The 19534-nt window shown below is 62.0% G+C and carries 19 protein-coding genes; 6 read left to right on the forward strand and 13 right to left on the reverse strand.

Annotation, left to right across the window (positions count from 1 at the left end):
- Nucleotides 1–43: 43 nt before the first annotated feature.
- The 3 genes from ABIG06_RS15505 to ABIG06_RS15515 are packed head-to-tail and all read right to left on the reverse strand — an operon-like array spanning nt 44 to nt 1774.
- Nucleotides 44–802 (reverse strand): ImmA/IrrE family metallo-endopeptidase, encoded by a 759-nt coding sequence (locus ABIG06_RS15505; RefSeq protein ID WP_424578311.1) that lies wholly within the window; start codon nt 800–802, stop codon nt 44–46.
- A gap of 10 nt (nt 803–812) precedes the next feature.
- The gene (locus ABIG06_RS15510) at nt 813–1217 is read right to left on the reverse strand and encodes a hypothetical protein (RefSeq protein WP_424578312.1); all 405 of its coding nucleotides are present in this window, start codon (nt 1215–1217) and stop codon (nt 813–815) included.
- Nucleotides 1214–1774: a hypothetical protein gene (locus ABIG06_RS15515; RefSeq protein WP_424578313.1), complete on the reverse strand. Its 561-nt coding sequence runs from the start codon at nt 1772–1774 to the stop codon at nt 1214–1216. Before ABIG06_RS15515 ends, ABIG06_RS15510 begins: the two co-directional genes overlap by 4 nt.
- A 145-nt stretch (nt 1775–1919) precedes the next feature.
- Here ABIG06_RS15515 and ABIG06_RS15520 point away from each other — a divergent pair, with 145 nt between their 5' ends.
- Both ABIG06_RS15520 and ABIG06_RS15525 read left to right on the forward strand, forming a co-directional pair.
- A complete protein-coding gene (locus ABIG06_RS15520; RefSeq protein ID WP_424578314.1) occupies nt 1920–2204 on the forward strand; it encodes a DUF3892 domain-containing protein in 285 nt (94 codons plus the stop codon).
- A 23-nt stretch (nt 2205–2227) separates the two neighbouring features.
- On the forward strand, nt 2228–2434 hold the full coding sequence (locus ABIG06_RS15525; RefSeq protein WP_424578315.1) for a DUF2188 domain-containing protein: 207 nt from the start codon (nt 2228–2230) through the stop codon (nt 2432–2434).
- A gap of 2 nt (nt 2435–2436) precedes the next feature.
- Here ABIG06_RS15525 and ABIG06_RS15530 read toward each other — a convergent pair whose 3' ends face one another.
- The 10 genes from ABIG06_RS15530 to ABIG06_RS15575 all read right to left on the reverse strand — a co-directional run bounded on the left by ABIG06_RS15530 (nt 2437) and on the right by ABIG06_RS15575 (nt 14951).
- A complete protein-coding gene (locus tag ABIG06_RS15530; protein ID WP_424578316.1) occupies nt 2437–4362 on the reverse strand; it encodes a TniQ family protein in 1926 nt (641 codons plus the stop codon).
- Between the two features lie 2 nt (nt 4363–4364).
- The gene (locus tag ABIG06_RS15535; RefSeq protein WP_424578317.1) at nt 4365–5525 is read right to left on the reverse strand and encodes a TniB family NTP-binding protein; all 1161 of its coding nucleotides are present in this window, start codon (nt 5523–5525) and stop codon (nt 4365–4367) included.
- A 10-nt stretch (nt 5526–5535) separates the two neighbouring features.
- Complete coding sequence (locus ABIG06_RS15540; RefSeq protein ID WP_424578318.1) at nt 5536–8007, reverse strand: Mu transposase C-terminal domain-containing protein; 2472 nt, start codon at nt 8005–8007, stop codon at nt 5536–5538.
- Nucleotides 8008–8095: 88 nt separating this feature from the next.
- On the reverse strand, nt 8096–8758 hold the full coding sequence (locus ABIG06_RS15545; RefSeq protein WP_424578319.1) for a TnsA endonuclease N-terminal domain-containing protein: 663 nt from the start codon (nt 8756–8758) through the stop codon (nt 8096–8098).
- On the reverse strand, nt 8755–9150 hold the full coding sequence (locus ABIG06_RS15550; RefSeq protein ID WP_424578320.1) for a hypothetical protein: 396 nt from the start codon (nt 9148–9150) through the stop codon (nt 8755–8757). Before ABIG06_RS15550 ends, ABIG06_RS15545 begins: the two co-directional genes overlap by 4 nt.
- Before the next feature lie 927 nt (nt 9151–10077).
- The gene (locus tag ABIG06_RS15555) at nt 10078–12216 is read right to left on the reverse strand and encodes an AAA family ATPase (RefSeq protein ID WP_424578321.1); all 2139 of its coding nucleotides are present in this window, start codon (nt 12214–12216) and stop codon (nt 10078–10080) included.
- Nucleotides 12213–12803 carry a hypothetical protein gene (locus ABIG06_RS15560; protein WP_424578322.1) on the reverse strand — a complete coding sequence of 197 codons (591 nt, stop codon included), beginning with the start codon at nt 12801–12803 and terminating at the stop codon, nt 12213–12215. Before ABIG06_RS15560 ends, ABIG06_RS15555 begins: the two co-directional genes overlap by 4 nt.
- 82 nt (nt 12804–12885) lie before the next feature.
- Nucleotides 12886–13746 (reverse strand): metallophosphoesterase, encoded by an 861-nt coding sequence (locus tag ABIG06_RS15565; protein WP_424578323.1) that lies wholly within the window; start codon nt 13744–13746, stop codon nt 12886–12888.
- A 92-nt stretch (nt 13747–13838) separates the two neighbouring features.
- Nucleotides 13839–14348 carry a hypothetical protein gene (locus ABIG06_RS15570; RefSeq protein WP_424578324.1) on the reverse strand — a complete coding sequence of 170 codons (510 nt, stop codon included), beginning with the start codon at nt 14346–14348 and terminating at the stop codon, nt 13839–13841.
- 285 nt (nt 14349–14633) lie between these two features.
- Nucleotides 14634–14951 (reverse strand): helix-turn-helix domain-containing protein, encoded by a 318-nt coding sequence (locus ABIG06_RS15575; protein WP_424578325.1) that lies wholly within the window; start codon nt 14949–14951, stop codon nt 14634–14636.
- 349 nt (nt 14952–15300) lie between these two features.
- On the opposite strand from ABIG06_RS15575, the gene ABIG06_RS15580 reads away from it, so the two are divergent.
- The 4 genes from ABIG06_RS15580 to ABIG06_RS15595 all read left to right on the forward strand — a co-directional run bounded on the left by ABIG06_RS15580 (nt 15301) and on the right by ABIG06_RS15595 (nt 19405).
- A complete protein-coding gene (locus ABIG06_RS15580) occupies nt 15301–16782 on the forward strand; it encodes a TM0106 family RecB-like putative nuclease (protein WP_424578326.1) in 1482 nt (493 codons plus the stop codon).
- 459 nt (nt 16783–17241) lie between these two features.
- Nucleotides 17242–17562 (forward strand): hypothetical protein, encoded by a 321-nt coding sequence (locus ABIG06_RS15585; RefSeq protein WP_424578327.1) that lies wholly within the window; start codon nt 17242–17244, stop codon nt 17560–17562.
- A 27-nt stretch (nt 17563–17589) separates the two neighbouring features.
- Nucleotides 17590–18693 (forward strand): hypothetical protein, encoded by a 1104-nt coding sequence (locus tag ABIG06_RS15590; protein WP_424578328.1) that lies wholly within the window; start codon nt 17590–17592, stop codon nt 18691–18693.
- Nucleotides 18694–18784: 91 nt separating this feature from the next.
- Nucleotides 18785–19405 (forward strand): class I SAM-dependent methyltransferase, encoded by a 621-nt coding sequence (locus ABIG06_RS15595; protein ID WP_424578579.1) that lies wholly within the window; start codon nt 18785–18787, stop codon nt 19403–19405.
- Nucleotides 19406–19534: the final 129 nt, after the last annotated feature.

A 19534-nucleotide genomic window follows, 5' to 3' on the forward strand; every position in this document is an offset into this window, starting at 1 on the left:
GTGAGCAGGCTCGGCCGACGCACGCTGCCGACATCCCTGCTCTCTATCGATCTTCAAGCATCGCCTTGTCCTCGATGAGGATCAGGCTCAAGGTCTCATCGCGTGCGACGCGAACTGTTTGTTCGCGGACCATGAATCGGGAAGCGTCCTGGCGCTCGAACCAAGCGCCGGCGCCGATCTTGCGGGGGGAGCCATCGTCGGGGCGGCCGCCGAATTGGATGCCGAATGCGAAGCTCTTGGGATCGAGATCTTCGCGGGGATACCAATGGCGGGGCACGCTCGGTGCGCGCGCGAACCATTTCCTGCCGCGCGGAGTGTGGCTCACCACGAAGCCGGGAAACTGATCGAGATCGACCAGGCGGATCGCGGTCGCGGTCAAGCTCGTCTTGAAGGCTTCGGCGAGCCTGCCGACTGCATCGAAGGACATCCCTCCGACCGCCGACGCCATCGGGGCGAACAGGTAACGAGGCATGAGGAGGTCCGCCGCGTAGCTGTCGGCGACCTTTTCCGGGGACGGAGCGTCGCGGGGTCGGTATTCGTCGACCCTGCAGATCAGCGACTTGCCACGGTGGTATCGCCAATGCCCCAGTTCGTGGGCGATGGAAAAGCGCTTTCGTCGTGGCGAACTGTCTTTTTTGACCGTGATGATCGCCCGGCCGGCACAGCCGACGATGTGGGCTTCGCAGCCGCACAGAGGACGAAAGCGCACCTTGGCGCCGACGTGGTAGGCGATCGCTTCAAGGTCGATCTCATCGGGCTCGGTTATGCCGAGCTCCTGCAGGAGTTGTTCGGCCGGCGTCAAAGCAGGTCCTTCATTCGAGCAGCCCGAGTTCGCGCAGGGCTTCCAGCATGTCCAGGACGTCGGCATCGGAGAGTTCGCTCTCCTTCCTCGCTGCGAGGGCGAAGCTCTTGTCGTGAGCGTGGGCGTCGAGGACAAGGCGCAGGCGGGCGCGGGCCTCGCCGATCGGGATGGCGTCGACCGGACTTGAGACCCGGCCGGCCGCCGCGCCCGCCTTGGCGGCCTGGAGCCGTCCCTTGTTGGCGAGCAGAATCGATTTCTCGAACAGCGTCCGCATGCGGGCGGCGTTCTCCTCGGGCGAGCCGGCGTCTTCGGCGAACTGGGTCAGGATCTCTTCGTCCGAAGCGGCCATGATGTCTTCGGCCATGGCCTGTCGAAGCGCCTGCAGAGCCTTCCGTGCTTCTTGGGGGTCGGTCATGGGGTCCTTCCCTTCGGGGCAAGCTTCAGAAGTCGGCGCCGCACCAGCGTGCGTTTGCTATTGTAGGCCGTACCCTGGAGACCGGTAAGCTCCTTGAGTTGTTCCGTGTCGAACCGGGCCAAGATACCGTCGACCATGTCCTTCGCGACCGGATCGTCATCGAACATCGCCAGAATCTCCGCCCGTCCGCCTTCATAGGCGAGGTTGTCCTCGGCCGACCAGTCCGGGGAAGCCGGATCTTCGGCGTCCTCGAGGCCCGGCTGCGCGGTCGGCACGTGCGGCAGCAGGTTGTGGGCCTTTTCGCGCTCGCCGTCCGCGATGCTGCTCATGGTATCGATGAGGTGCTTCATGACGTCGACGTTGCTGGGACAATTTCTGGTCCCTTGAAACGTTCTGATCATGGCCTCCTGCAGCAGGTCTTCGAGGTCCCAACCGGTGTTGAACGAAAAGGCCTTGGCCACCTTGTGCAGGCGGCTCCAGTCCGCGATCGAGAAGCCGCGAATTGCGGCCTCGACGTCGTCGCGAGATCGAGATGTCTTCTCGCCGTCGCCCTGCAAGCGTTTGCCCCCCTGAACGCCTATGCGGGGCGCCGGGAGCCTGGCGGACACGTCCGGAATATTTTTTTCGGGTGTCCGTGGAGGCCTTCCGGCTCCGCATTAGTCGGTAGGCACGATTATGTGCCGCAACCCAGAAGGGAATTCAATGGCCGACGTTCTAGTCACTTGCATCACGAAGCCGCATCCGAACAGCCCCCACGAGCACATCACCGAGCTGGGGAATCCTCGGGCGAACTGGAAATGGGCGCGGGAGAAGGTCATCGCGAGCATCGAAGCAAAGGAGAACACCTTTTACACCCTCGACTCGCGCACCGGGAAGCGCGCCGACATCGGCGTCGTGCGCCCTGCCGGCAGGGCTCCTTACGTGAGGACGTACGCCGACGGTGTCTGGAACGACAACCTGCTGGCGATGGATAAGTGCCCGATCTGAAGGAAATTTGAAGGAGATCGATGGTGAGTAGGGATCAACTGTTCGTCGAACGGAGGCCGCAGGGCGACTACGCCGTTCGGCGTGGCGGCTCCGAGAGGGCCAGCGCGGTCTTGCCCACGCAACAGAAGGCGATCGAGCGTGCCAGGGAGCTCAATCCCGGTCGTGAACCGCTGGTCGAGAGGGTGCGCCACACGACCGTCGGCGATCCGGACAAGTGGCGTAAGCCGTAGGCTTACGCTGCGTCTTGACGGCGTTCCGCCGGAGCACTGAAGCGTAGGTCGCTGCCGACCAGCGCTCTCAGTTGCGGAAGTTTGGCATCGACCTGTTCGCGGGAGAAGCCGTGGAATCCGCATCGGCTCGCCGACGGCTTGACACGGATTCCGAGCTTCGCGGCGCGAGCTTCGACGCGCTCGACGTCGCAGCCCAGCGTCGTCGCGACCTCCTGAATGCCGATGAACTTCTGCCGAAATCTCGCGAACGATTTCGCGGTCACCATCGCCTGGCCGTTGGTTTTTGAGGTGTACAGAAACCGTTTCTCGATCAGCTTTCGCACGACCGGATTGGTGGTGGCGAGCGCGAGGGCGGCCACGGGAACGGGTACGTCTTCCCGACGGGCCGTCCGAACCAGCGTCGTTCTGAGTTCTTCCCGCTGTACCATGGCGCCGGCGACCCCCGTCGCCTCCCTCAGCCGGGCGGCCACCTTGACGTGGTTCTGGGCGATCAAGCGGAAGAACATCGCGCCGGACAGGTTGAAGCTCTGCCGCGCGTCGACGGCCGTCATCAGGCTTTCGGGCGGGGCGTCGACCAGCGGCGCTTCGCCGAGAATACGTCCGATGAAGGCGTCGAGATCGCTCCGGCGGAAGGCATATTGCTGCCGCCATTCGCGGCCACCGAACATAGGGGAGATCAATCCGGCTGAAATGAGTGAGTGCAGGACCACACGGTCGATGCCCAGGATTGACAGCGCGCCTTCGAAATCTACGCTCGACCGGAGGTCCTCCGCGAGGCTCCTGACGGCGGGCCCGTCGAAGGCGAGCACGTGACCTTCGATGCCGCTGGGCCGGATCATCGCGAGCTTTACGCCGAGTTTGCGCATGGTCTCTCTGCCGATGCCGCATTCCTTGGCGGCCTTCGCCAGCGTGTAGGTGCCGGGCAGGACCGAAGCGTCTAGCGCGATGCGGCCATTGAGATGGAAGTTTTCGTGAGCGTGGGTGACGAAAGCTTCGAACAGGATCTCCGAGAAGGCCCGGCCACCCTTCAAGTTGAGCCAGTGATAAAGCCAGCCGTATGCGGTGGTCAGCGCCGGTTCGGTATCCGGATTCGTCTTTCTGAACTCGGCGACGAGTCCATCGAGAACGGCGGCCAAGCCTCCCGTCGACAATATCGAGAAACCTCGCGCGCGCACCGTAGCTGGATCCAGTCCAAGGGTGCCGGCACTCTGCCATTTCGGCTTCAGGCCGCCGAGCGCGGCGGCTCCGACCCGTTCCATGGTATCGATCGCGTCGTAGAAGCTCATGGCGTCGAGGACGGGGCACGGTGGCGCCTCGGTGATCCCGAATCGTTTCAACAGCGCGGCATCCGCGGCAGAGACATCCGGATCGGCCGGCTTGCGCTCGACCGGCACGTTGCGGCTGCATTCTCCGCAGTAGAAGAGTTCGGAGTCCCTCCATGTCAACTGAGTGTCGCTGCCGCAGCCGCACCGATCGATCAGGCTCAGCTTGTGACGCGGACAGGTGGTCACGGCGATGAAATCCCACCAGAAGCGATGATGTCTGCCTTCCTCGAGGCAGGCCGGGCAGAGTTTGCGTTTCGTCCGGTCGAATTGATCGGCTCCGATGTGAATGCCACGCAGCGACATCGCGACCGTATTGCGCGCCTGTGCGTTTCCGAACGTGCGTTCAGCACGGGCGTTCTGCGGCAGTTCGACCGGCGAGTCCGCTTCGAGGATATCCTGGGGGCAGCGGATCGCTTTGGCGAATGTCGCCATTGCCTTCCGCTTCCCGGACCGCAGATCGGACATGCGAACGCCCAGACACTCCGCGACGGTCTTCACGGAAGAGTACCCGTTGAGTTCGACGAGGTGCAGGAGCAGACCGTGAGCGGGTTCTTCCGCCTCGGGTCTGCGCCATCTCGGGACGCCGGTCGTGCCGAATGCCATGCTCAGTGCTTCCTTGCGAGGACATTGTCCCTGGAACGACCGCGGCGCCCCGGCGAGGAGCTCTCGTCGCCCTTGGCTGCCGATCTCTTGGTCGGTTGGTTGAACTTCTCGAGAAGCTGGGGGACCTCCATCATGAACCAGTTGTCCTTGTCGTCGATGCCGCTGTCGCGATATGCGGCTGCGAGCACGCGCAGGTTCAGTTTGCTCATGCGCTTCTCGATCGCGAGATCGGTCGCCTGAAACAGGATCTCCATCATCTTTCCGACGTGACCGTTGCCGGCCCGCCAGAGCCGCAGCGCCGTGTGGTACTCCGAGATCTCCGAGGAGGCGTCGAATGGGAGGATGATCGCCTTCGGATCGCTCCGGTCGTCGAGAAACGCGCAGAAATCGGTGAAGGGAGTTCTCTCGAAACGAACGTCGTTCTGAGTGTTCGTTTCCTCGCCGCGGATTGCGCCATCGCCTGCAACGAAGTCGTCGAGCGCGCACGCCAGGGGTTTGACCTCCACCTGCTTCTGCCGGAGGCGCAGCAACTGGTCGTTGGCATTATCGCCCTGGACGAGATCGAGCATTTTAGGCAAGCCGACGCAAACGACCTGGACGCGGCATTTCATGATGATCTTGATGACGTCGGCCGCCTGGTAGGAATCGAGCGTTCCTTCCGTGAAGTGCTGCACCTCGTCGAAGATCATCATGCCGACCTTCTGCTGCTCGATCTGATGCTTGATCTGATCGAAGGCCTCGCCGAAGTCGAACCGGCTCTTGAGCTTCACGCCCAAGGTCATGGCCACGCTGCGCAGGAACGAGTTGAACCTAACACGCGGCGGCACCACGATGACGACGACATGGCGCAGCCAGCCGGCGTCTTCTGTTACTTCGTATATGGGTCTGATCGGCGTATCGGGGTGGCGCGGCCTGTGCCATTCCGAACCTGGGCGCTTCGCCTTGAATTCTTCGGCCAGGTCGTCGACGAAAGCGGCGACGGCGGTGGACTTGCCGGTACCGGTATCGCCGAGCACGAACCCGCCGTTGCCTTCGTTCTTGGTTCGCGACTGGCGATGGAGCCGCGTGCAGAACGCCTTCACTTTTTGCACGTCAGGGGTTGGGATGACCTTGGATCCCAGCCACAGCAACCTATCCTTGTGACTCATTTTGGCGAAGCTCATGCTTTTCCCTCTACTCCTCGTCGTCTATGGGTCTCGAGCGCACCGAGGCCTTGGTGTTGAAGTCGTCTTCGACGAATTCGTCCTCGGAGCCCGGTTGATCGCTTGGGGCCTTGGGCCGGGGCGACGCCACTGCCGGCTTCGGTTTCGCTTTGGGTTTTGTCGGCTTCTTACGGGGGGGCCCGGGTGGGGGCGCCGCCTCCGATGCCGGCGGCGTACCCGCCTCGTCCTCGTCCTCGTTCTTGTCCTCGTCGTCGTCCACGTCCTCGTCGAAATCGAATTCTTCGTGATCGTCGGTCGAATGCGGCGGAAGAGTTTGGCTTCCGGCGGGCGGCTGCGTGGCGTCCCGGTAGGGACCGGTTTCTGAGGGTTCGGCGCGCACCTCGGTCTCGCCGACGCGGTGCGGCTTCATCGGGCCGTCGTCCTCGGGATCGTGCACGGGCTGGCGCACGGCTTCCCAGGCGCTTAGACCCTGCGAGGTGAATTCTAGATACCTCTTGTAGGCCTTGCTGTTCTGGTAGCCCGCGCGGATTCCCTCGACGAATTCCTTGATGTCGGCGATCGCCTTTGCCCTGGCCTGGTCACGCTCCATGCCGTGGATCTTCTGGTTCTTCTTGCGGTTGAATTCGATGAAGAACCACTGATCCAGCGAATATCCGCGCGCGTCCGTCGGCTCCTTGAGGTGGCCGGTCAACCACTTCTGGTTTTTCTCGTCCCAGACGTAGGCCTTGGCCAAGTCGCGGGGATCGATGCGCACCGACACGTCGGCGTCCTGGGGGAGCCTTCCGCGCAGATTGGCGAACGCTTTCGAGTCCCACCGCAGACCGAGATATTTGACGCCGCCTCGCCGCAGGCAGCGGTTCACCACGACGCCCATAAGCGCTTCGAAGTGCTCCTTCGGCGCCTTCCGGACGACATGCTGGGTCGTGGTGCTGCGCGACCAGACTTCGGCGCGAGGAAGCCGGAGGGTGGGATGGTCGCCGGTATGGTAGACGTCGATCACCCACTTCGCGATGATCCAGTTCAACTGGTCGATCGTGAGCACCGCGAACTTCTCAGACTTGTAGAATTCCCGTTGGTAGAATTTCGAGAACGTCGTGCCTGGAAGGCTGTGGATGAAATCTTCCAGCGTCCCAAACCACCGCTCGATCTTGCCCTTCAGCCAGGGCTTGCGCTTTTTCGTCTGGGAGGACTTGATGCTGAGGAAGTCGAGTGTCTCGTCCATCGAACGCGATTTGAACTCGCGGCCGTGATCGGTGATGAGGAATTTCGGCAGGCCCTCGCACTTCCAATCGTTGACGATTCCCTTCGTCCCGCGGTTGAGGCCTTCGATAAGGTCGTGCTTCGGGAACACCGCTATACGGAGGGCGTCCATGACGCTTACCCAGGAGGGCGGAGCGAAGCTGAGGGAGAATCCGACGATGCACCGGCTGTAGCGGTCGATGATGGCCGTGAGCCACGGGCGCGCGTAGGCCTTTCCGCTGAACGGATCGATGACGAAGACGTCGAGCGGCGTATGGTCGACTTCCCATTGATGATTGGCGTACTTCCCTTGTGGGCCGAGCTCGACGGCGGAAAAACGGCGGCGCGCTTCGTCGATTCCCAACTGACGGTTGGTGATCTTGAACTGGCCGATGCGTCCGACGAGCCTGCTGACGAGGTTCTTGCCGAGAAGGCGTTCTCCGCCGCGTTCCCGTGAGATCGCCGGCAGTTCCCGGCCGGCCGCGTTGTTAGTGATCTTGTTGCAGGCGAGCTTCAGCGCGTCGGCGTGGGTCGCCGGCGTGGGGCAAAGGATGGCTTCCTCGATCGCCTTGTCGACCTCTTCGCGCACCCAATCGGGGTAGCGGGGATCGCGGTTGCCCTTGAGGCAGTGCAACGGCAGCAGGACGCGTATGTCCTGACCTGACGCGTAGTAGAGTCGGTAGAGGCGTCGGACCGTCCGCGGGCTGGGCGGGTTGGCTTCGGTCGGCGGCGGCGGCTGGTCGACTTCGATGTCCCTCAGGATCCGCTTCACGACTTTGTCCCGGACCGCCTCTTCTATCGTAGGCGGCTCGCTGTGTTCTTCGTCGGGCAGTTCGGGCGCCAGCGGGGGCGCAAGTTCCGAACGGAGTTCGTCGAACACCGTCGAGATCGCGTTCTTGATGTGCTTCTTGCGGCGGCGAAGGTTTTCGGGGAGGTCGTGGACCGCTCGGATGTAGCGCAGTCTCCGGAGCGCGATCGTACGGTCCACGAAGCTGAAGACCTTGAAGTCCGTCGCGCGGGCGCGCGCGATGTGGTCGACGAGGTCTTCGGGCAGCTCGTCGAGGACCAGTCTGAACTCGATCGCCATGGCGCGCTGCTGCGCGCCGGTGAGCAGACGTTCGTCGCCGGTCTTGAAATCCCGATAGATCCTGCCGTCGCCGATCGCTTCGCCGGCGATGTGCAGGATGCCGTCGAGCAATACTTTGGCGTCCGGCTTGATGCCGGTTAGCACGCGATTGGACATTTGCGCCTTTACCCCTACGCGCGAGGATTGCAGAAAGAAGCGGAGAATCGGTAAACGGGCGGCGAGCCGTCCGTTTACCTGGTCTTAGTCACAAGGGTCGTCGGGTCCGGACGAACGTCGTTTCCCAATCCCACTCGCGACGCGGGGAGAGCCGGATGAGGCCCTGCCATGCGAGATGGATCGCGACGTCGAGACCGTCGCCTCTTCCGCCGATCATGCGTTCGAGATCGAGCACGCTCGAACCGTTCGGCAGCTTGAGGACGCCGTCGATGCCCGCCTGGATGCGGTTCTTCGGAAAGAACCTGCTAACCACCCCGGAAGTCATCATCGCGTTGTCGAGGCGCGGTTGGACGCGGATCTCGTTCTCCGTGTAGAGAGCGAAACCGTAGCCCGCGCTGATGGCGGCCCGCTCGATGGCCGCCCACTTCGCGCGCGCGTGCGCCGCTTCCTCGGCATCCTCCGGATAGAGGTCGAGCAGCGTCTTCACCTCGACGAGGATGCGGCGAGGGTCGTCGCTGACCACCAGAGCAAAGTCCGGGATCCACCTGCGGTGTTTGCCGTCGAAGAAATACTCGACGACGCACGGCTGCGCCTCGATCCCGAGCAACGTGCGCAGGAACGCATCCGTCACCACCAGGAAGTCCATCTCGATCATGGACTCGAACGGAATGCCCTTCCATCCGCAGCGTGCCATCGGCACCTGTCCTGTATAGTTGTCCCGTGAAGGGCGTCTTGGATCGCGAACGGTCATGGCACCCTCCTTCGGTTTGCCGGCGTCTCGATGCCGTGCTCGGCCAGGATGGAAGCGGGGACTCGGCGCAGCCACGATCGACCGCGCCGACGACTGCGGTCCGCGCACCGACGGTTGACGCGGTCCAGTCGCTCGGCCTCGATTTGCACGATGATCGAAGCCACCCGGTAGCCGCCGATGAGCTCGACGACGTCGCCGACCGTGACGGTGGGCACGCCGCCGTCCGTACCCGGCGGAATGACCGCTTCACCGATGAAGGTGCCGGTCTCCCGGTCCGAGCAGGTCACTCGGTAGTGCGCGACCGACCCGCACTCGGGATCGCGCAGGACCAGGACCTCCCAGTCGATCCGGGAAAAGTCGAGGTCGTGGTTGGGTGTTGACGTGGTGCACATGGTGCGCCTCCTCTGGTTCGGAGGCGGTGCTGCCGCGGGCGGGGTGTCTCCGACGTCCAGTCGAAGGCTGTTCACCGTGCCGCGGACAAGGCTCCGCCGTTCCCGCAAAAGAGCTTTTTGCGGGTTTGCCTCGGGATCGACTTCGGGCTATGGACTGCGGTGATGAGACGCGACGCCCACGGCCCTCCATCGGGTTCGTCCGGATGTCGAAGGCAACGCTCCTGGCGGCGGAAGACCGGGCCCAAGAATCCCCGGTCCGTCGACGCGAAGGAGCGTTTCGCTTTTCAGCGACGCCCAAGACCTTCCGGTCGCCGCGCGACGGCGCGGCTCCTGCGGAGGATCAATCAGGTTTGATGCACCTCCCCGGACGTCTTCACATCGCGCGCCGTTGCGCGTGCGAGACATCCGTGGGGCTCGCCGAAGTCACTCCAGGGCGCATGGTCCGCGTGCGAGGCTCTCCGGGCGGATCGTCCGGACAACCTCAACATCGCGTCGTCCGCGTGGCGAGGGCTTCGGTCGTTGTGGGGAGGGTGGCCCGCTCCGGACGCATCGCGCGGTCGGGGAGGCGGGATTACGAAGCTAGGTCAGCTCCGAATACTTTGACGCGAGGTATCATGGCGAACTCCTCGGAAACCGGCAGGGGCGCCGGAAGGCGATGCGAACTTGAGACGCGTCGAGGAGACTTGACCTCATCCGCCGGACGGAGCCGGCGGATCCTTTCGAACGGATCAGCCGGTCTATGCCTGGCGTACGAAGCGCATCGCCCTCGGGCGTGCGGAAAGGATGGTCGGTATGACTGTCATGCTCGCCCCATAGCATGGAAGCGATCGATGTTCCGTTCACGGAGTCGCTAAAGTTCTACGAATTCGATGCTCATGGTCTCTCGCATGCCTTCCTGGTGCAGCGTATTGGCGATATCGGCCGCGATCACGGCTGCAGTTCCGTCTTGCTCGAGCCGCGGACGGGCGGATGCGCTTCGAAGATCGTGCGCACGGCGTCGCCGCTCAAGTGACGGCGGCGCTGCAGTGCCTTCGCGACGGCGACGACGGCATCCCGATACTTGTCCACGATCTTGCCCGCGCGCTGCTGCAGTCTCTGCAGGTCGGCCTCGACGACTTCTCGCAGCGAGCGGTCGTAACGGACCGCTTCCAATGCGTCCTTCCGGGAGCCGAGGAAGGCGATGGTCCCGCCTACGCCCCAAGTCAGGTGGAGAGATGCGATTGCTTCCGTGGCGAGCCCGATATCGGAGCCCTCATCTCCACCCCCGCCGATCGATTCGCCGGTGGCGAGCAGCACCCGCTCGGCGGCGCGCCCACCCAGGAACATGGTGGCTTGGTCCTCGATCGTGCGCCGCGTCGGCAGGTCGTTCGCATCGGCCTGGACCAACGTGCGATTGGCGCTGCCCGTGCGGGCGCCCACGACGCAATGGCTTAGCCTGCCGAATCCGATCGCGAGCGCAGTGACGGCATGGCCCGCCTCATGGACGCAGATGCGCCAGTCGGTCTTCGACGGGATCTTATCGGCCGTCAGCATGGCCGCCCTAAGATCTGCCACTGCGAGCGGGCGCCCGGCGTGCCGGGCAATGCGGCGCGCCTCGCGCACCAAAGCCATGACTTCCGCGCCCGTCGAGCGCTCCATCATCTCGGCGATCTCCGGCAGATGACGATCGGGCAAGTCGCCGGCGACGTGGAAGCGGAGCATGTTTTCGACGCCGGCGGCGTCCGCGCGCTCGAGCCTGACCATCTTCTCCAAGCGGCCGGGACGCAACAGCGCGGGGTCGACGCCATGCGGATTGTTGGTCGCCGCCACCACGATGACGCCGTGGCGCGGCGAACCCGTCGACGACGATCCCATCGAATTATCCAGCCTGAGAAGCAGGTCTGTGATCAGCGGCAACCAGTAGTCTTTGTTGCGCGAGCCCGAATTCGAGGAGTTGAAGTCGTCCCGATTCGGGACGGCGTCAATCTCGTCCAGGAAGGCGATCGCGCAAGGATTCGCCAGCGCAGCACAGCGGTCGAAAACCGACCTCATCGATCGGATCACATCATCTAAATATCCACTCTTTGTGAACCATTCTGCGACGTTCGTAACGATGATGGGAACCCCGCATTCGTGGGCCAAAATGCGCGCGTAAAGCGATTTCCCGCACCCCGGCTCTGACACCAGGCAAATTCCCTTCTGGAGGTCACTCCACTTGGCCCTTCCCTCGCGGAAGGCAGCGATATCCCGCGCAAGTTGTAAGCCAAAAATTCTCGCCTCTCCGTATTCCACGGCATCCTCCAAAGCAGGCAGCCGGTCCTCGATGGTTTCACCCCGTGACGCCAGCGTCGCGGTCTGCAGCCGCTGTGCGATCTTCGCGGGGCCGGACCCGGGCCGGAAGCAGGCGACGATGTCGTGCAGATCGAGACCGATGCCCAGCCCGGGCGGGAGGTTCTTCGGCGACCGCTTGGCGAAGCACGCGATGGCGGCCCCCAACACCGCCGGCGTGGGCACCCCGACGCGGATCGTGATGTCGACGGCGGAGAGCAAGGCGCGCGGAAGCAGCGTGGCGTCGGCGGAAATGCCCGCTACGCACAATCCACGCGCCAATTCGCGCGAGACCTCGTCCGACCCCACGTCGCTGTTCTGGGTGCGGTTCTTGCCGTCCCGGGCGATCAGCAGCCAGCGGCCGCCGAAGTTGGAGCGGAAATAATCCTTCATCGGCCCGACCCAGGCGGGCGACGGCACCAGCACGATGGTCGCGAGCGCCTGATTGTGCTCCAGCTTGCGGTAGACCTCCTTCGAGACCGACGCCTCGAAGGCCGCGCCGATGACTGCAGTAATGGCCGACTGCCGCCCGCGTTTCCGCGGTTTGGGCGGCGCGGCCTCCTCATCCGGATCGCCGGCCTCGATTTCGAAGTCTTCCGCCGGCGGCTTCAGGTCGACAAATTTGCGCGTCGCCACGTCGAGAACTCCCTTCGTGAACGCCGCCCTGGGCGTAGCCCTGAGGTCGACGAGGCGCTTGGGCACCATTCGGTAGGCGATAGCCGGCTTCTTGGCAGTGCGGCGGGAAGCGGACTTCTTCATGAACGAGACCTCACAAGGGAAAGCGGTCCGAGCGGAGCGGACATCAAATCGATTTCGAGAAGATCGTCGCAGAATAGCGACAGCACGGACGGCGTCGGATCACGGTCCGATCGGATGCTCTCCAACAGGCGGACGAGCTCCATGGGCCCGTCGTCGCGCAGCACCTGCAGAATGCGGATCCGCAGGCCGAGCGGCACGAACCGACGATTGTGCGACCAGACCTGGTCCACGTTGGAGCGCCGCGGCTCCGCCTTCAGGTCCTCGGCCGTGACGACGCCTTTCTTGAGGCCGAGGTCGCGCAGCGCGATCTGAACGATCCCCTCCTCGTCGACATCACGGAGCCTGCGCGCAGGTACGACGTCGAGGACGAAGCGGCCGTCCTCTCGCGTGAGGACGACGGCGTCGAGATCTACCGGTACGGACGCAACATGTGCGGTCGCAACGTGACCAATCGCGCGAACTCGGGGGTCGAGCGACGCCTGGACGAGGCCCGCTCGAAGAGCAGGATGTCGTGCCGGGATCGGGGCAGGTGCCTTGGCGGATACGAAGAAATCGGGGCGGCCCCTGAGGAGCCTGCGGATGCGCATGTCGGAGCACTCGAAACCTGGTTGACGGGGAGGGTGGTCTCGTTGCGCTTCTGGTCGTGTGCGTCGGTCATGGCGTCCCCTTTCAGATCTCGAGAATGAAGTTCGGGTCGAAGTGCGGGTTCTCCCAGCGGAGCTCCTTGGGCGGCCACGGCCCGTACCCCTTCGAATTGCTGACCACCAAGGTCTCGCCGATCACGGCCCGGAAATTTTCGTGGGTATGGGCGAACAGCCAGACGTCCGCCGGTTGCAACGCGCTCGCGCCATCGGCCGCCGGCTGCGGCGCCATCAAGGCCGTCAGGTCGCTGCGGTAGGCGGCGTCGAGCACCTCCTCGTCGGAGAGCCGACCCGCCGGAGCGGCGCGCCCGTCGGGAGGACCGGGCAGCGGAGAGTGATGCGTCACGACCACCAGGCGGTGCCCGGGCTCGCGCGGCTTGCGCATTTCAGCCTCCAGGAAGGCACGCGACTGCCGATGGCGCGCCAACGCGTGGTGGGCGCGGAAGCGCTGCCGGTAGCCGCCGGTGCGTATCTTGCGGAAATCATTCATCCTGTCGTTGGCCACCGCCATCGCGCGGACGGGGTCGCCGTGCAGCTCGAAATCGGTCCACATCGTCGTGCCGGCGAACGTCACCTTTCCCTTGTGATCCTCCAACGCGACGGTCCGGTTCTGAAGAACATGGACGTTCGTGCCGGCCGCGGCCTGCATGGCCTTTTCGACGGTGCGGGTCTCGTCCGTACCATAGGCTTCGTGATTGCCCGCGATGTAGATCACCGGCTTGTCCGGGACGCGCTCCATGAGCCAGCGGACGCCACGCTCCATGCGAGGGACTAGGTCGCCGGCCATCACCATGACGTCGAAGGCCGGCCGCTCCGCTGGGGGTGAGAGGTCCCAGCCGCGGGTCAGCTCAATATGAATGTCGGACATAGTCCACAGCCGCACGATCATATCCTTTGCAGACTTTTATCTCAGATGTTCGGAAAGAGCGGCGATGCGCGCCTTGCAGGGACAATGTTCCCCTCGCACGCGTCGAAGAGAGTCTACGGTCCAAGTACAAGTGTACCGGGCCCAAGGCGCTGAGAATGGAGATCGAGCCTTAAAAGGTTTTCGCAAGCGAGCGCGCAGATCGAGCCCGCGACGTCAAGGATGCGCGTGAGGTTTTCGAGTTCGAGGAGCGTTTTCGGTCCGTCCTCAAGAGCGATCGAAATCTTCAGTCTCTCCATTAGCGATACGCGCCGGCCCGCATGCGACCAGATCGTCCGCGCATTCGAAAACAGCGGCTCACGGTAAAGATCCTCGGCATCCCGCTCGAGCAGCCGCAGGCCATGACGATCCAAAACAAATTTGAGAGAGTCATGATCCTCCTGGCTGCGCTCAGGGCGCTTTTGATGCACGCGTAGGAGATATGCACCATCTCCCCGCCGAAGAACCACGCCACTCAGTGAGACAGGGGGGCACTCGATCTCAGGACCACGCCGATGGTGGATCGCGAGAACAGAAGAATCCAGAGAAGCTTGCTCCAGTGCATGGCGAAGGAGAATGTCGTGCACTGGTATTGCGGCACGGCATTTCGGACTGGTGAATAAAAAGGGACGTGCGAGTGGGAGCCGAGGTATCGGCGACTGAGTAAGCATGATTTGGCCCCGATATTCTAAAGTTAGGAGAGCTAGGACGTCTCCCAATCGACACCGTCAAAAAATTCGCGCAAGATGACGCTCATTCTATGTACTATATAGCGTACAACAAAATTGCGTCGAAGCTGTGGCGCTGCGCACGTCCCGGTTTCGTCGAAAGTTCGTGAGATCGTTCGGTCCGATATCTTTCGGTCGACTAATCTACCGGCCCACGCTCAGTAGCTCAGCCGGCTCGACATCGAGCGCCAATGCGATACGCACGATCGAGTCGAGTGTCGGATTGGCCTCTCCTCGCTCGACCTCGCTTACCAGGGCGCGACGGATACCGGCGTCGTCGGCCAAGTCGGCTTGGCTTAGCTTGAGGGACAGTCTCAAGTCCCTCACGTTACGGCCAAAAGTAGCCTTAACGCGTTTCTGGTGTTTTGCGAAGGACTCAGCTTCAGTCACGACTTGCCTATGAATCCTTGCCCTGCCACGCATAAAAGGACGCGTGCGACTGTCTCTCTGCCACGCCTTCATTAGCTACGCCACAGCAATAATCCTTAATGCCAAGGATTCAACCACCAGAATTTTTGGTGATCGCCGCCTAGCCAAGCAAAACTTTTGTCCGCGTCCCTGCGCTGCTGGCACGTTATTCGGAAATAGCGCAATTCTCAAGAGCCTTGCCCGCAGGAGGCGACCTGTCGAGATGGGCGTCTGCTGCTGAACTTCCCGGTGTTTAAGCAACTCCAATCTTCCGCTGGTGCGGGCGTGGGATAGCGGCGAGCTGTAGCTCATTCCTTTGCTTCATGCCTCTTAAGATACCTGTGTTGGCTTATCGAGAGGTGCGAACATTCATGTTCGCAATGGAGAGCTTCTGGAGCGTTCCGTGCCCGTTACAGCTTCTATTCTGTACAATCTCGTCGAATGCCCCCAGCGAGTTGCCATGGATGCATTCGGCGACCCCGCAAGGCGAGACGAGGTGAGTGCATTTGTCCGGCTGCTTTGGGAACGTGGAACGTTGTTCGAGCAGCAAACGGTCGCCAATTTAAAGATCCCCTTTGTCGATCTCTCCGACGTGAGCGAACTTGATCGGGAGCGATTGACGCTTGATGCCATGATCAACGGCGAGCCCCTCATCTACGGCGGATGCATAAGGGCAGATGATCTACTTGGGAAACCGGACCTGCTGCGCAAAGAAATCGGCGGCTACGTTCCAGGCGACATCAAATCAGGGCGCGCCACAGAGGGTGGCGACGAGCGCCATGGCGGTCGACCGAAACGCCATTACTCCGTCCAGCTCGGGCTGTACGTCGATATTCTCGAGAGGTTGAAACTATCGGCGGGACGCCGGGCGTTCGTCTTGGACGTTCAAGGCGACGAGGTCGAGTACGATTTCCGTGGCCCTTCCAGGCTTTGGGGCGACTACGAAAAGGCGCTTGCCAACGCGCGCTCTATACTTACGAAACAAGTCGTGCCGACGCCTGGCTATGCCAGCGTCTGCAAACTTTGTCATTGGCACACGTTCTGTCTCGCTAAGCTTACTGAAGCGGACGATCTGACATTGATTCCGCTTCTCCGGAGATCCGACCGCGACACCATGCGGGAACGCATTGCGACGGTGAGCGCTTTCTCCAACATAAATCCTCAAGAATTCATAAGGGGCCAGAAGACGGCTTTTGCCGGCATTGGAGCGGAACGTTTTCGCATGCTGCACGCACGTGCCGTTATGCTCAAATCCTCTTCGCCTAAGCCATATTTGCGACGGCCGATAAGATTGGGCGTCTTTTCCCTCGAGCTGTTTTTCGATATCGAGGTCGATCCACTCCGCGGGATTTGCTATCTCCACGGTTTTGTTGAGCGAAGGAACGGTGACAATAGCAGCGAGCGGTTCAAAGGATTTTTCGCAGACAAAGCCACCCGCGGGGCGGAGCGCGACGCTTTCGCTGCGGCTCTTGATTATCTGGATGCCCGAGTAAGCGCGGGAATTTACTATTACTCGAAGTACGAACGCACCATTTACCGCAAGCTGCAGCAGAAGTATCCGGAGATCTGCTCACCTGAACACGTGGAAGATATTTTCGATCCGGGGCGGGCAGTAGATCTTTATGGAGATGTAGTTCTGAAGGCGGCCGAGTGGCCCACCAGAGACCACTCGATCAAGTCGCTGGCCAAGTGTTTGGGTTTCGCTTGGCGGGATACCCACCCCTCCGGCGCGGCCTCAATCGAATGGTATGACCGCTGGTGCCGGGGAGGGGACCCCCTGATCCGACAGCGCATACTGGACTACAACGAGGATGATTGCCGGGCCAGCCGGGTGGTGTTGGACGGAATTAGAGCACTAACGGCAGCTAACTCGTACTCAAAATGATGAACGATGCCCCCCGCCGAGGGGGCGAGCCGGCGCTGGCGTAGAGAGTGGGACTCTCTTCCCCCTGGCCGCGGTTGCGCGTAATCCGCCGGAAAACAAGGATTCCTGGAAAGCCCGGCCCTGATTTGTGACCACCAGCGTGTACCACCGATACGGTAGTTTTGTACCATCAATCTCAGCTGTTTTCGAGGCAGTTCAGGAAGGTCACGGGCGCCGCGATCTGCGTGGTGAATCCTACGCACCAACAGCGTTGGTTAGCCGTAGGACACCGGCGCCGTGTAGTAGGTCGTCGTGTAGCCGCCGCCCCTTGGCGGCATCTGCGCCCAGCCGACATCGACGAGCTGAAGAGACTCCCTCAGGATAGTACCGGCCCTCGGACTCTGTTCGGCTAAAGTGTCGTTGCTGTCGCCCACTGGTTGCGATTTGATGTGGATGCACACTATCGGAGCCAATCCTCACATGTCCAAATCGGTGAAGCTCGGTCCGTCGCTTGAGTTCGCTACCATTACGCTCGCGAAGAAGCACTTTGATCCGTTCCGAACGGAGGGAGTGTTGAACCAGGACGTGACGCAAGCTCGGTTCGACCAGCTTAAGCTACTGTACGAACGATATTGCGCAATCACCCACTTCCCAGTGCCGTCCGCGGTGACAGGATTCTTTCCGACCATGGAAAAGAGGAGCGCGGGCTACCCCCGTTGCCTCGGCGTCCGTTTCGCCGACGGTACCTCGACCACCTTCTCTCTCGACGAGGCCCTCAGCGCGATTGCATCGGCGCGGTAGCTCCCGAGCTTGATCGAAGGCTACGTCATGAAGCTGCGCCGCGAAGCAAAAAGCCTGAAGGCAAAGGCAATTTCGTCACTGAAGATCGGCTTGGAAGCCTTCAATGGCTTCAGTGAGGATGGCCGAACGACAAAGACGCTCCTTCATCTGCAGCACGCTTGTGAGATGCTTCTCAAGGCCTGCTTGGTCCAGCGTCAAGTCAACATCCAGGATCCCCAAAAAGGTCATTCGGTCGGGTTCAAAAAGTGCCTAAATCTTGCCCGAGAGCACTGCGGATTCAATGAAACCCAAGCCGGAGTGTTTCGGGCTGTCGACAGTATGCGCGATGGAGAGCAGCATTGGCTTATAACGGTACCCGAAGACGTCCTCTTTTTGCATGCACGGGGTCTCGTCACAGCTATCGACGAGGTCCTCGCACGGGAGTTCGGCGAAAAGCTCGCGGACCATCTGCCTACCCGAGTTCTCCCTGTATCTACGATGCCTGAGGCACAATTCGATGTCTTGGTGGATCGCGAATGTAAACTCATAAAGGAGCTGTTGGCTCCTGGAAGAAGGCAGCGCGACGAAGCGCGGGGACGCATTAGAACTCTGCTGTCGATGGAAGCGCATGTTGCTGACGAGGTGGAAATCTCGGAACGAGACATCACGCGGGTGGAAAAAGCTCTCAAGAGCAACAAGAATTGGGGCGACGTTCTCCCCCGTCTCAAGACGATGCAGACCGGCCTAACCGGTACAGCACTTGAATTGACGGTTCATTTCACGAAGAACCAAGGCATCGCGGTCCATCGCCTTGCGGCCGACGACCCTTCCAGCGCAGCGGCCGTTCGCGAAGTCGACCTTCGGAAGAAATATCGATACACGCCGACTGAACTGGCGCAAAGGCTTGGTCTGAACACGAACCAAAGCAAGACTTTACGAGAGATGCTAAAGATCGACCATGATCCCGTCATGTCACACGTTTTCGAATTCGGAAAATCGAGGCATCCATGCTACTCCGACCAGGCATTGGCCAAGATGAAGGAGCAATGGGCCTCGCCAGAGATCAAGGAAAAGCTGCAGGCTGAGATCCAGCGCAAGGCTGCCGAAGGCAGAGGGCGACGGCGGAAGAGCCCGCCTTCATCACGCGCTTGAGGTTAGGTTAGAAGAGTGCTTCCACTTGCCACCAAAAGGATCAGTCAGCCTCGTCGCCGACCCACAATCCTTCATCCGCGCCAACACCCGGCTGCGGCCGGTGCCGCTGGTGCCGGAAATCGCGCTCTTTCTCGCCGACGAATCGGTGCCGCTCTGGCAGCAGACCGAGGACGAGCTGAACGAGGCCGGCCTTCCCCCGCCCTTCTGGGCCTTTGCCTGGGCGGGCGGCCAAGCGCTGGCGCGCTACGTTCTCGATCATCCCGATATCGTGCGGGACCGGGGGGTGCTCGATATCGCTTCTGGCTCCGGACTCGTCGGCATCGCGGCGATGAAGGCCCGCGCGGCCAGGGTGACAGTGTCCGATATCGACGCCTTCGCGATCGCGGCGGCCAAACTCAATGCGGAGGTCAACCAGGTCCACCTCACGTCGTGTGGCAAGGACGTGCTGGACACTCAACCAAATGACCGATGGCAGACCATCCTCGCGGGCGACATTTTCTATGAGCAGGACACCGCGGCGCGTGCCTTCGCATTTCTGGCCGACCATGCACGCGCCGGCGCGACCATCTTGATCGGCGACCCCGGGCGCTATTTCCTTCCGAAGGCAAAGCTTGTCCGACTCGCCGACTATCGCGTCCCGGTGACCCGCGACCTAGAAGACACCGAGATCAAGCACACGGCGGTTTGGACCATTTCGCCGGATTCTCTGTAAGTTAGACAACGCTCTTGACGAAATCAGGCGCGCACCCAATGCCGCTAATTCTCCTGTCGGGTCCCCGGCCGCCGTTTGGCTCAGACCCGCATCCCGATTAACATGCCTGAATCCAAGAACCGGGAAAAT

It is taken from the genome of Bradyrhizobium sp. USDA 326 (assembly GCF_049739485.1).
GTDB lineage: Bacteria > Pseudomonadota > Alphaproteobacteria > Rhizobiales > Xanthobacteraceae > Bradyrhizobium.